Annotated in this window: 9 protein-coding genes and 1 pseudogene; 8 read left to right on the forward strand and 2 right to left on the reverse strand. The window is 58.5% G+C overall.

All coding sequences use genetic code 11. The features are described 5' to 3' along the window. The first annotated feature begins 26 nt into the window (after positions 1-26). From PSDT_RS02205 to PSDT_RS08515, 6 genes are all read left to right on the forward strand, one after another. Positions 27-1,004 carry an RluA family pseudouridine synthase gene (locus PSDT_RS02205; RefSeq protein ID WP_006289798.1) on the forward strand — a complete coding sequence of 326 codons (978 nt, stop codon included), beginning with the start codon at positions 27-29 and terminating at the stop codon, positions 1,002-1,004. 63 nt (positions 1,005-1,067) lie between these two features. Further along, entirely contained in the window at positions 1,068-4,637 is a 3,570-nt protein-coding gene (dnaE, locus tag PSDT_RS02210) for a DNA polymerase III subunit alpha (RefSeq protein ID WP_006289801.1), read from the forward strand. A gap of 184 nt (positions 4,638-4,821) precedes the next feature. Next, the gene (locus PSDT_RS02215) at positions 4,822-6,843 is read left to right on the forward strand and encodes a hypothetical protein (RefSeq protein ID WP_006289803.1); all 2,022 of its coding nucleotides are present in this window, start codon (positions 4,822-4,824) and stop codon (positions 6,841-6,843) included. A 6-nt stretch (positions 6,844-6,849) separates the two neighbouring features. Then, positions 6,850-7,479: a hypothetical protein gene (locus tag PSDT_RS02220; RefSeq protein WP_006289805.1), complete on the forward strand. Its 630-nt coding sequence runs from the start codon at positions 6,850-6,852 to the stop codon at positions 7,477-7,479. Between the two features lie 5 nt (positions 7,480-7,484). Further along, complete coding sequence (locus PSDT_RS08510) at positions 7,485-8,003, forward strand: hypothetical protein (protein WP_006289806.1); 519 nt, start codon at positions 7,485-7,487, stop codon at positions 8,001-8,003. Between the two features lie 19 nt (positions 8,004-8,022). Further along, positions 8,023-8,184, forward strand: a complete 162-nt coding sequence (locus tag PSDT_RS08515; RefSeq protein WP_223293605.1) for a hypothetical protein — start codon at positions 8,023-8,025, stop codon at positions 8,182-8,184. 103 nt (positions 8,185-8,287) lie between these two features. Here the strand turns inward: PSDT_RS08515 and PSDT_RS02235 are convergent, their stop codons facing one another. After that, positions 8,288-9,529, reverse strand: coding sequence for an MFS transporter (locus tag PSDT_RS02235; RefSeq protein WP_006290606.1), 1,242 nt, complete (start codon positions 9,527-9,529; stop codon positions 8,288-8,290). 124 nt (positions 9,530-9,653) lie between these two features. Next, a pseudogene (locus tag PSDT_RS08695) lies at positions 9,654-10,580 on the reverse strand (MFS transporter); the annotation flags it as partial. On the opposite strand from PSDT_RS08695, the gene PSDT_RS02240 reads away from it, so the two are divergent. Continuing rightward, positions 10,489-12,270 (forward strand): 1-deoxy-D-xylulose-5-phosphate synthase, encoded by a 1,782-nt coding sequence (locus PSDT_RS02240; RefSeq protein ID WP_006289808.1) that lies wholly within the window; start codon positions 10,489-10,491, stop codon positions 12,268-12,270. The pseudogene PSDT_RS08695 and the gene PSDT_RS02240 sit on opposite strands and share 92 nt — an antisense overlap. Next, positions 12,267-13,457, forward strand: coding sequence for a glycoside hydrolase family 5 protein (locus PSDT_RS02245; RefSeq protein WP_006289809.1), 1,191 nt, complete (start codon positions 12,267-12,269; stop codon positions 13,455-13,457). Before PSDT_RS02240 ends, PSDT_RS02245 begins: the two co-directional genes overlap by 4 nt. Positions 13,458-13,459 lie beyond the last annotated feature (2 nt).

Raw genomic sequence — 13,459 nt, forward strand, 5'->3', positions numbered from 1 at the left:
GGCTGGGGGCGGTCCGTTCCTTTGAGATGGGGGAGGACTCCTTCGGCTTGCGGTTCGACCAGGCCTTGTCCCGGATTCTTGGCCTCTCCCGTTCCCAGGCGGCCCGTCTGATCGCGGATGGCCAAGCCCGGGTGGAAGGTCGGTCCGTTCCGAAATCAGGCCAGATTCTTCCTGGGGACTTCATCCTGGTTTCCTCCGCAGGCTCAACTGCAGGCCCAAGCGGGGTCCGGATTTTCACCGGGTCCCAGACTTCCAAGGATGAGAAGGCGGCCGGGCCGAATCAGGCGGAGGCTTCCCTTCCCATCGTTTATGAGGATGACGACCTTGTGGTCGTCGACAAACCGGCCGGCATGGCTTCCCACCCGGCGGCCGGTTGGGCCGGGCCCACCGTCGTCGAAGCTCTGCAAGCCTTGGACAAGGACCTGAGCCGGGTGGATTCCGACATCCGTCCTGGGATCGTCTCCCGCCTGGACGCAGGGACCAGCGGCCTCATGCTGGTCTGCAAGAGTGACCGGGCCTTCGTGGCCATGAAAGAGCAATTCGCCCGGCACCAAGTCAAGAAGACCTATCAAACTTTGGTCCAAGGGCATATAGCCCAAGACCGAGCGACCGTGGAGGCCCCCATAGCCAGGCAGACGGGGGCCTCCTCCTTCCGCTTCGCCATCAGCCCGGACGGCAAGCCGGCCATCACCCATTGGGATGTGTTGGAGCGCTTGCCAGGGGCGACCCTCCTGTCCATCAACCTGGAAACCGGCCGGACCCATCAGATCCGGGTGCATCTGTCTTCTTTGGGTCATCCCCTCATTGGCGACACCCTCTACGGGGCCAACCCCCGGCTGGCGGAAGAGTTGGGGCTCAACCGGCAATGGCTGCATTCGATCAGACTGGAGTTCACCCACCCGGTCGGCGGGCGGACGATCCACCTAGAATCGCCCTTGCCTGATGATTTGAGCCACGCCCTGGAGGTCTTGAGGGGGTCGGGGAACACTCCGAGCGCCTGCTGAAAAGCGGGCCCAGGCCCTTATCCGCCAGCGAAACCGGACCAGAGCCTTGACTAAATTGGAACCATGACCCGAGTAGCTGATTCCTCCTTCGTTCACCTGCACAATCACACTGATTACTCCACTCTGGATGGGGCCGTGCCTGTGAAGAAGATGGTCGCGGTGGCCAAAGACCTGGGGCAGAAAGCTGTGGGCATTACCGACCACGGGAATATGCACGGGGCTTACGAGATGTGGCGGACGGCCGTGGACGCCGGAATCAAGCCCATCATCGGAATCGAAGCCTACATCACCCCGGGAACGGCCCGAGGGGACAAGACCCGCGTCCATTGGGGAACCAAAGAGCAACATTCGGACGACGTGTCCGCCAACGGTTCCTATACCCATATGACCATGTGGGCCCAGGACGACACAGGCCTGGTCAACCTGCTCAAGGCTTCGTCCGTGGCCAATCTGGAAGGTCTCATGGGCAAGAACCCGCGCATGGACCGGGACATCCTGCAGACCTATCATCAAGGGATCATCGCCACCACCGGCTGCCCTTCGGGGGCCGTGCAGACCCGCCTGCGCCTGGGTCAATACAAGGAGGCCCTGCGCGAGGCCGGCGAGCTTCAGGACATCTTCGGCAAAGAGAACTTCTACGTGGAGATCATGGACCACGGTCTGGAAATCGAGACCAGGGTGACTCAAGACCTTCTGCGGATCGCCAAGGAAATCGGGGCTCCCCTGGTGGCCACCAACGATTGCCACTATGGTCTGGAGTCCGACGCGGCCGCCCAGGACGCCCTGCTTTGCATCAATTCTGGCTCCCGCTTGACGGATTCTGACCGTTTCCGTTTCAACGGTTCCGGTTACTTCCTCAAGTCCGCCCAACAGATGAGGGACCTCTTCAAGGAATTCCCGCAGGCCTGCGACAACACCCTGGAGATCGCCGAACGCTGCAACGTCATGTTCGACGATTACGAAGACGGCGCCTTCATGCCGGAATTCGACTGCCCCGAAGGGTGGGACGCCACCTCCCTCTTCCTGCACGACGTGGAGCAGGGTCTGGAGAAGCGTTACCCGGCCGGGGTCCCCGAGGACGTGGCCAAACAGGCCGATTACGAATGCGGGGTCATCTGCCAGATGCAGTTCTGCGGCTACTTCCTGGTGGTGGCCGATTACATCAACTGGGCCAAGACGCACGGGGTGATGGTCGGCCCCGGCCGTGGGTCGGCCGCAGGAAGCATGGTGGCCTACGCCATGGGGATCACCGAACTGGACCCTATCAAACACGGTCTGATCTTCGAACGCTTCCTCAACCCGGAGCGCGTCTCCCTGCCCGATATCGACGTGGACTTCGACCCGGCCGGCCGTGAAAAGGTCCTGCGGTACGTGACCGAAAAATACGGATCCGACAAGGTGGCCCAATGCGTCACCTACGGGACCATCAAGACCAAGCAGGCTCTGAAGGATTCGGCCCGCATCATGGACTACGATTTCCAGATGGGGGAGACCATGACCAAGGCCTTGCCTGGGGCCGTGGGAGGCAAGGACATCAGCCTCCATGACATCTTCGACCTTACGGCCAAACGCTATCCGGAGGCCCAGGAATTCCGCGACCTTTACAACGAGAATCCTGACGTGCAGAAGATCACTGAAGAGGCCAAGGGCATCGAAGGCCTGATCCGTCAGACCGGCGTGCACGCCTGCGCCACCATCATGGCCTCCCAGCCCATCACCAACACCTCCCCTTTGATGAAACGCACCGATGGGACCGTCACCACCACCTTCGAATACCATACCTGCGAAACCCTGGGCCTGGTGAAGATGGACTTCCTGGGGCTGGCCAACCTGACGGTCATCAAGGAGGCCATCAAGAACATCCATGACAACGGCAAAGGGGACATCGACCTGGAGAAGATCCCCATCGATGACAAGGCCACCTATGACCTGCTCTCCTCCGGCCACACCCTGGGCGTTTTTCAGCTTGATTCCGACGGCATGCAGAGCCTGCTGAAACAGCTCAAGCCGGATAACTTCAACGATATCTCCGCTTTGATCGCCCTTTACCGACCCGGCCCTATGGATGTGGACTCCCACAACAACTACGCCAAACGCAAGAACGGTTTGCAGGAGATCACCCCCATCCACCCCGAGCTGGAGAAGCCCCTGGCTCAGGTTTTGGATGAGACTTACGGCCTGATCGTCTATCAGGAGCAGGTGCAGTCCGCCGCCCGCATCCTGGCCGGTTATTCCCTGGGCCGGGCCGATGTGCTCCGCCGGGCCATGGGCAAGAAGAAGCCCGAGGTCCTGGCCAAGGAGAAGATCCCCTTCTTCGCGGGGATGAAGGAGCACGGCTACTCGGAAGAGGCCGCCCAGGCCGTGTGGGACGTGCTGGTGCCTTTCGCCGGCTACGCTTTCAACAAGGCCCATTCGGCCGCATACGGACTGGTCTCCTATTGGACCGCCTACCTGAAGACCCATTATCCGGTGGAATTCATGGCCGCCCTGCTTCAAGGAGAACGCAGCAACAAGGACAAGACCGCCCTCTACCTGGGCGAATGCCGACGGATGAACATCAAGGTCCTGCCGCCGGATGTGAACGAATCCGTCGGACATTATTCCGCTGTGGGCAAGGACATCCGTTTCGGCCTGGGGGCCGTGCGCAACGTGGGCGATAAGGTGGTGGACGCCATCGTGGCCGAACGCGACAAGGCCGGCGGCAAAGGCAAGTTCGTCAACTTCCTGGATTGGATCAACCGGATGCCGGTGGAAGTGCTCAACAAGCGCACGGTCGAGTCCCTGATCAAAGGCGGGGCCTTCGACTCGATCGATCCCAACCGGCGAGCCCTTTTCACCATCCATCAGACGGCCATCGACCAGGTGATCCCCCTCAAACGCAAGGAGGCGGAAGGCCAGTTCGACCTTTTCGCCGATTCGGAGGAGGATGATTCGGCCTCAGCGGCCGCCTTGGGCGACGCCAACATCTCCGTGCCTCCCATCGATGAGTGGGACAAGAAAACCAAGCTCAATTTCGAGCGGGAGATGCTGGGCCTTTACGTGTCCGATCATCCTTTGAGCGGTCTGGCCTCGGTCCTGGCCTCCCTGAGCGATATGTCCATCGCCCAGCTGCTGAACCGGGCGGCGACCATGCCGGAGAAGGCACAGATCACCATCGCCGGCCTGGTCACCGGCGTGGACAGACGCGTCTCTAAGGCCGGAAAGCCTTGGGCCATCGTCACCCTGGAAGATCTGGAAGGCAGCATCCAGGCCCTCTTCTTCGGGAAGTCCTACACGGAGAATCAGGACAAGCTCCTGGTCGATCAGGTCATTCAGGTCAAAGGAAGCGTCTCAGTTCGCGACGATGGAATCAGCATCTACGGCCGCGAGGTGGATGTGCCCAATGTGGAGTCGGCCGATGTGCAGCCGGTCCTCATCTCCCTGCCCGAGCAGGCCTTGGAGATGCCGCGGATGCGGAGGCTGTCGGCCGTCCTGGCCAATCACCCGGGCTTCTGCGAAGTCCGTCTGCTGGTGCAGCATCCGGATAAGAAGATTTCCACGATTTATTTGGGAGATGGTTTCCGGGTGGCCCGGGACACCTCGCTTTTCGGGGAGATCAAGACGATTTTCGGGCCTCGCTGCATCGAGTCCTGATGAAGGATTCCCTAATTGACAAAGCAAGCAGTCGCAACCCGAAGGATGGCCAGGGAAAGCTGAAGGCCTTCCCAGCGGAATGCATTCCTTTGCATTTATTTGTAGATGGGTGCGAGTATACCGGATGACCGGTATGAAACGAGGGGAACAACGAATAGCGGGCTAAGAAAGAAAAGAGGAGGACATGAAAATCCAGATTCCTGCACTGAAAACCGAGCTTTCTTCCGAAATCATCTCTTTGGAGCAAAAGGCCTCTGAATGCCGGGAGTGGATGACCAGGATCTCGACATTCGATTTATCTTCATACGGCTTGGACGGCGAAGGGTTCGAGGCCGAGACGAAGAAGATCCGTTCCCAAGCCGAATACTTGCGGGCCTTTTTCCTCCAGGACGCCGTCCGCCGGGGCGATGAAAAGAATCAGACGGAATTGAATAAGCTGGATTCCTCTGAGTCAGATGGATCCGTAGATACGGAGCACCTGAAATCCGTGATCGAGAAGGCATCGACGATGATCCGGCTCGCGGAAGAATTCCGGGATGCGGGGAATAACGGTCTGAACCCTCTGAGCTGGGCGACGACCTTATTGTCGAATAAGGCGATCTCTTCTCTGAATGCCATGGTGGCCGAATGCCGGATGAAAATCGCGAAGGTAAGAGAGTACGCAACGGCTTCATCAGGGTTTTATACGGAGGCTTCCGCGATTTCCGCGCTCGCGGCGAAAGCGAATTCCTCTCTGAATGAGGTGGCAAAAGGGGAATCCATCATCGATGAATCCTGGAAGAAAGATCTGGATGGCCGCTGGGGAAAATGGATTGAGCGCAATCCTGATGAAATGAAGAAATATATGACAGCCGATCAGAAGAAAGCTTTCGATCAGGCTCGTAAAAACGGGTGGGACAAATCCGACTTTTATACGAAGGACGGTCCCAATAAAGACCTCTGGCAGGGGATGGCCCGGGTCCCCGGGTGGTTCCTCTCCGAAAAGATGACCGCCGCCGCCACCGACGCGCAAGAGGAAATGGTTCATAAGCAGGATGTCATTGGTTTGCAGAAGATCTCTTCCTGGATGTTCGTACCGATGCATGACAAGAGGGAAGTCTCGTATACTTATCGGCTGGACGCGAGTCCGAGCACGAACGTCAAAGTCTACGGGTTCAGGAAAAGCGATCTTCTTCAAAAGATGATGGAGGAATCGGATTGGCGCCTATCCCGGACGCCTGTTCCAAGCGCTCATGATTCTTCTGCTCGTAAAGCGAAATGGGCGGATTTGACAGCATCAAACACCCTTCTGCATATGGAAAATCGCATCAAACCCATGGCTGGCGCTCAGGGAGTCTATGGGAGGTCCCCGGATGGGCTGGAGATTCGGGTAGGTCTCTCTCGCAGCGACGACGGGAAATCCACCGCGCGGTTGATGCTTCTGGCGGTCGAGCCTTCGATGTCCACAAGGGGCCTGACATCGCTCGTGCCGAATATCTGTCAGAATCAAGCCGGTCTTTCAGGGAAACCGGCTGACGTCGCTGTCATGGCTCATGATTTGCAAAACAAAAATGGGCTGGATGGGTATAATTTCTGGTATGACGCCGGTGGAAAGATATTGCAGGACTCCATGAAGGAGATTTTCTCGGCTGGCGTTGAAGGGATTCCTTTTTTCGGGCCGGGGATCTCGGTCGCGAAGTTCATCGGCGACGAGATCGCAGGAGTCACGGATGACTTCAGCGAGAGGGAACGCGCCGACCGTCTGAACATGTTGAGCAAAGCGGGCAAAAGCATGGCCGAGAGCGATCTCTTTGGGGGAATCGGCTATTCAATGATTTTCGATGGTTCTTCGGGTGCGCATGAAGAGGATTACACCCATCCCGATAATCGCTTTTTCGCCGATCCCACGGTTCAGACTCATCTAAGGGAAGCGGTTGCCGCCTACAATGCGGCGACCGGGCTGCATTTCACTCTTGCGCAATTCAACAAGGATATATCCCATAACGCCTTTGCTCTTTTTGACATTCATGACCACAAGAAATTCCTGGAGACGAAGAGGTTCCTTGACTGGTGCAATGAGAAGGTTGATTTGGTGTATCCATCAGATATAAGGGACGATGATGGAATGATTATTCATAAAAAAGGTGAAGAATATGATCGCTCTATCAGTCGTTATGACTATCTAGCTCATAAAAATGATTATCGTTTTTTAGCATTAAAAAAGTAGGTTTTTATGGTTTCTGTAGATAACCGTGGGAAGGTAGATGTGGTTTTTTCGAGGGGTCGTGGTCGTTGGTTGCGGTTGGTTATCGCTGTTGTGTTGGTGGTCGTTGTGTTGGTTGGCGGCGTGTGGTGGGGTGTGGCTCGTCACCGGCGTCAGCAGGCGGAGAGGGAGTGTGCTTTCTCTAGTGAGATGAATGATGATTACTGGGGGTTGATAGTCGGTTTGCGGGGAAGTGGTTTTCGCAGGCCGCTTGTGGAGGATGGGCGGTGTTTTGATCCGGGTGAGTGGTTTGATGATGCCGTTGTGCCGTCGGCTCGGAGGAACATGGCTATGGCGATTGCTGTGTATAATCGGTCGCATCCGTCGGATCGGGTGACGGTGGAGGGTGTTGGCGCGTTTTTCGGCCGTGAGTGGGCGGGGCATGTCGCTCGTGGTGACCAGCGTCGTGGGCCCGAGGTGAGGTTCCTTGACTGGTGCAATGAAAAAGCTGACCTTGTCTACCTAAATGATGAAGAATATGAAATCGACGGCAGGAAGATTGTCCATAAACGGGGTGAAAACTCTGGCTTTTCGTTTAGCCGTTATGATTATTTGGTTAACAAAGACGATGCTTTCAAAAATCTTCGCATGAAGGAGTAGTGGTCATGGTCTCTGTAGATGACCGTGGGGAGGTAGATGTGGTTATGGAGAATAATATGAATGGGAAAATGCGTGAATTGTCGCGCCTTCACGACGACCACGTGGCGCTGATGCGTGACCTTGCCGAAAAGGAGGAGGGTTCCCGTCAAAAGAGGCTTCAGCTGTCACAAGCCCAATCGGAGCTGTCCTCTTACGTGCGAGGCGTCATGCGATTCATCGAGGAACAGATCCAGACAGGCCTTGTCTCGGATAAGTTCTACCAGGAAATAACGGAATTGCAATCCCAACTTACGCAATTCACTCACGAGGCGGAAGAGGAGGAGCATTCGTTGGAAAAAGAGAGGACGCGGATTCAGGAGGAAATGGAAGAGGCTGAAAGGGCTTACGGCCGAAAAGTCAGGGAAGTGGATGAGAGGACAGAAGGGGGTCGCAACGATGACGAAGGCGATCAAAACAGAATCGGCCGCGGCCCAGACCGCGGGGGATGCCTTAGGGAAAGGCGTCGGGGAGTTCTCGCGGATTAAAATCGGCAGATTCTCCGGCTTGGCCCCAGTGACGGGGAATCAGGAGCATGATGGGGCGGTCAGCCGTTCCCTGCTGGCTTTCCTGACTTCGTGGGAAAGCGTCATGAAGAAGGACGGTAAGGATATTCTCGCGGCTGACCAGGCTTTGCATCAGGCTGATAAAAGGGCCGCTCTCCGTTGAACGGCCCCTGTGCGCGATCCTCCTCCATCTTCTTCGACAGATGATCAACCCCCCTCGGGGAAGCCTTGAAACATCCCCAAGGGGACTAAATCCCAAGTCTGCCTTAGTACCGTGTGACCGCATAGCGGAGGATGTTGCTCCTGTTCAGGATGCCGACCATGCGGCCCTGATCCATCACCGGGACTTTCTTCAGATGCCGTTGGACCATGACTTGGCAGATATGAGGCATGCTGTCGTTCGCATCTGCGGTGATTACATGTTTGGTGGAGATCCGGTCCACGGGCAGGGAGAGGAGTTCGTCGAGCTTCTTGTCGAAACTTTCGCCATTGCTTTCGATCACCGCCGCATAGAAGCTGGTGAACTGGGGGTGCTGCTCGGCCAAGGTGGACAGGACGTCGCCATCGGAGACGAAGCCGACCAGTTCGCCTTGCTCATTGACGACAGGCGCTCCGGAGATCTTCTTTTCGGTGAAAAGGCGCATGGCGTCCAAGGCCGTGGCGGTGGCGGGCAGAGTGTAGACCTCGGCCTTCATCATCAGTTGCCGGATGCCGGATTCGGCCGCCGGCTCTACGGTTTCATCGGCCGGATGAGCCCCGGCGGATACAGTTGCGGCCTTGCCGGAGCGGATGAAGAAAGTCAGGACGAAGCCGATGAGAGCTAAAGCCACCGTGAAAGCGAAGCCCCAGCGGGCCCCGCCGCAGAAAGCCTGGGCGCTGCCTTGAGGGTGCCCGGACGCCTTTTCCCCGGCGACCAGGAGACTGGTGGCGAATGCGGTCGCCACGGCACCCAGGACCTGTTGGAGGGTGTTGAGGATGGTGCTCCCATCCGTAGAGAGCTCATGCGGCAGGGAGTTGAGCGCATGTGTCTGGCTGGGGCTCATGGCCAGGGGCACGCCCACCATGAGGATGATGTGGCAGATGATCACATAGGCCAAAGGGGTTTGCGGGGAGACGGTCAGAAGCATGATAGTCCCCACTAGGGAAAGGCCGAAACCGATGGTGGCGGGAATGCGGGCTCCGATGGCGTCGAAAAGCCGTCCGGCGATCATGGAAACCAGGGCGTTGACGATTCCTCCCGGTAGCATGACGATCCCGGTCAGGGCCACGGCCAGGCGCATGCCGTTCTGGTAGTACTGGGGCAAGATGTACATGGCGGACAGGGTGATGCCGAAGTTGACCATCATGAGTACAGCTCCCACGCGGAATCCGGGGATGGCGAAGGCCTTGAGGTTGAGGATGGGGGTCGTGGTCTGCAGCTGACGGAAGGAATACCAAGCCACGGCGGCGAGACCGACGATCAGGGAGATGACCACCGGGACGGAGAGCCAGCCGTAGAGGCTGGCCATGGACCCCGCCGAATCCGATGACGGACAGGAGGCTGGACAGCCCATCGAAGCGAGGGCGGGTCAACTGATAAGGATTGATCATGAATCGGGCGGCGAAAACCATGCCGACGGCCAGAATGATCACGAAAGAGAAGAAGATCCATCGCCAGGAAAGGGCTCCGACCAGGAAGCCAGCCAAGGTCGGCCCGATGGCGGGGGCGAACATGATGACCAGGGCGGTCACCCCCATGGCGGCGCCCAGCCTCTGGGGAGGCATGACCTCCATGACCATGGCGAACATCATAGGCAGGATGAGGCCGGTCCCGATCCCCTGGATGGCCCGCCCAGTCAAAGCGAGGGGGAAGGAGGGGGCGAAGCCGGAGATGAGGGCTCCCAGAAGGAAGGCCCCCAAGGCGACCAGGGTCAGGCTTTTGGTCTTGAACCACTTCATGAGGATGCTGGAGAAAGGCAGGACGATGCCGATGACCAGCATATAGCCGATGACCAGCCATTGGGTGAGGGAGGCTTCCACCCGGAAGGCTTTGGACAATTGCGGAAGGGCGATGTTCAGGGCGGTCTCGCTGTACATGCCGGTGAAACCGCCTAGATACAGGCCCATGAGGGTCAGGTAGGGGTGCTTGGCTTGTGGCCGCGGGCGGCCAGACCGGGAGGCCTGTTCGCTGGATGATGGTCGTGTGGTTGGGGACGCTGATGAGGATGGAATCGTCACGCTGGTGATCTCCTTGTATGAAAAATGGGGCCTCGGGAAACTGAAAACCAGTGAGGCCTTGGCAAGGTTAGGGGAATTTCTCCCTTTTCCATAAGCGCCTATTGCAAAATCTTCACATTTGATTGATGATGGAGAAGGACCGGGAACCGACGCCTGCGACAGGCGGAAAGGTAGAATAGGGGAAAGCGCGATAGCGGAAAATAAAATATCGGTGGAAACAGGATAGGCGGATTTAGGAGGCTTAGCGCACATGTATCTGGAAAAGATCAATGGTCCCGCGGATGTGAAGAAGCTGGACTCGGCCCAGCTCAAAGCTTTGGCCCAGGAGATGCGAGAGGCCATGCTGGCCCGGGCCTCGGTCCATGGCGGACATTTCGGTCCGGATTTCGGCATCGTGGAAGCCACCATCGCCTTGCATTACGTCTTCAATTCTCCTGCAGATAAGCTGATCTTCGACATCAGCCACCAGACCTATCCTCATAAGATGCTGACCGGCCGCAAGGAAGCCTATCTGGATCCGGCCCATTACGATGACGTGTCCGGCTTCAGCTCCCCGGCCGAGTCTCCCCACGATTTCTTCGAGCTGGGCCATACCTCGACCTCCATCTCTTTGGCGGTCGGCATGGCCAAAGCCCGGGACCTGGCGGCCGCCGCCGACGGTCAGGTCGGCCCGGCCGACAATATCGTGGCCTTGATGGGGGATGGGTCCTTATCGGGCGGGGAAGGCTTGGAAGGACTGAACACGGCCGCCGAGCTGAAAAGCAACTTCATCATCGTCATCAACGACAATCAATGGTCCATCGCCGAAAACCATGGCGGACTCTACCGTAGCCTCGCCCATCTGCGGGAAAGCAAGGGGCAGGCCAGCGACAACCTCTTCGCGGCCATGGGCTTCGATTATCGTTATGTGGATGAAGGCAATGACGTCAATGCCCTGATTCAGGCCTTCCGAGAGGTGAAAGACATCGACCATCCGGTGGTCGTGCATATCCGCACGGTCAAAGGCCTGGGCTACCGGCCGGCCATGGAGCATGAAGAGGACTGGCATTGGCATGGGCCTTTCGACATAGCCAGCGGCCAGTCCCCCGTCTACTCGGGGGAGGATTACGCGCGGCTGACAGGCGAGTATCTGATGGAGAGGGCGGCCAAGGACCCCCGCCTTCTGGTCGTCGCCTCCGGGGTGCCGGCTTCCCTGGGCTTGGACGCCCGGATGCGGGCCCAGCTGGGCGATCATTACATCGACGTGGGAATCGCGGAGCAGACCGCGGTGGCTGTCGCTTCCGGCGCTGCCAAAGGTGGGGCCCATGTTGTCTACGGTACTGAAGCGACCTTCATCCAAAGGGCTTATGACCAGCTTTTCCAAGACCTGTCCATCAACCAGAATCCGGCGACCATCCTGGTCTTTGACGCCTCCCTTTACGGCATGAACGACATCACCCATGTGGGCTTCTACGACATCGCCATGATGTCGAACATCCCCGGCCTGGTCATGCTGGCCCCAGCCACTTGGGAGGAATACAAGGCCATGTTGGACTGGTCCATCGATCAAACCGACCATCCGGCCATCATCCGGGTGCCGGCCTTGGCTCCTCGACATGAAGACCCTTCCCAAGTGCGAACGGACTACTCCCAGCTGGGCAAGGCGCGGGTCATCAGCCAAGGCGAGGACTCCCAAGTCGCCGTGGTCGCCATGGGTGATTTTCTTCCTCTCGGCCGGCAGGTCTGCCAGGAGCTGGAGTCGAAAGGGGTCGCGGCCAGCCTGATCGACCCGGTTTTCCTCTCTCACCTAGACCAGGGGCTGCTGGAACGGATCGCCGCGAAAAAGGAGCTGACCGTGGTCCTGGAAGATGGCAGCCAGGAAGGGGGATTCGGGGCCAAAGTGGCTTCGGCCTTGGCCCCTTCCGGGACCAAGGTCTTGTCCCGCGGTTTCGCCAAGCGATTCTACGACCGCTACCGGCCGGAAGACGTGCTCGCCGCCAATCGGCTGGAGCCCGGGCAGGTGGTCGCTGACATCATGGCGGCCTTGGCATGAGGCTCGCCTCCGTGAGAGGGGTCAACTTGGGCAATTGGCTGGTCTTGGAGAAATGGATGGAACCGTCCCTTTTCCGTGGGGCGGGCGGGGCCGAGGATGAACACGCCTTGGCCCATGCCTTGCCGCCCGACCAGCTGGCCCAACGCTTGAAGGCCCATCGGGACGCTTATATGCAGGAAGAGGATTTCGCTTTTCTTGCCGGTCAAGGAGTGGACTCCGTCCGCCTGCCCGTTCCCTTCTTCGTCTTCGGCGATCGCCCTCCTTACCTCGGATGCATCGAATACGTGGACCGGGCCTTCGCCTGGGCCGGGAGGCATGGTCTCACCGTCCTCCTGGACCTGCATACCGTTCCCGGCAGCCAAAATGGTTTCGACAACGGTGGGCAGGCCGGCGTCAAAGACTGGGCCCGGCATCCGGAGGAAGTCTCCTTCGCCCTAGATGTCCTCGACCGTCTCGCCTTCCGGTATCGGGACAATCCGGCCTTGCTGGGGATCGAAGTCCTGAACGAGCCGGTCCTGCCCCTCTCCTTCCTGCGCAGGTTCTACGCGACCGCCTACCGCAGATTAAGGCGGATCCTTCCGCCAAAGAAGGCGGTCGTCTTCCATGACAGCTTCAATTTCCTGGGGACGGCCTCCTTCTTCCTGTTCGATCGGCGTTTCCGGAGCATGAGGAACGTGTATCTGGATACGCATTTTTATCCGACTTTCGCCGAACAAGGGATCGAGAAGGCCCTGGAGGCGGTCGCCCTCTTCGGCCGCCGAAACAGGCAAAGGCTTTCCCACAGGTCTCAGGTGAAAAAGCGGAAGCCGACCAACCGTGGGTGGCTCATGAGCCGCTTGGATGAAGGTTATCAGCCCCATCGGTCCCACAGGAAGGCCTTCTACCGAGGCACCATTGGGGGGCAAAAGAGGCTGATCTCCTTGGTCGATCGTTTCGTCCCCGTCATCGTGGGGGAGTGGTGCGCCGAAAGCGCCATAGGGAAGAAGGAGACTGAGACTGGGGGATCAGGAGAACCGGATTTCTCCACCGGCTTGGTCCATCTGCATAGGCAGGCCTTTCCCCGTCGATACTTCTGGAGCTACCAGACGGAAAGGGCCCCGGAAAGAAGACGGAGACTGGAAGGGGATTGGCGGGCTTTCTGGGACTGGCGCTGGTGCCGGGAAAAGGGGATTCTGTCCGACATCTGAAA

The sequence above is a fragment of the Parascardovia denticolens DSM 10105 = JCM 12538 genome (assembly GCF_001042675.1).
GTDB lineage: Bacteria > Actinomycetota > Actinomycetes > Actinomycetales > Bifidobacteriaceae > Scardovia > Scardovia denticolens.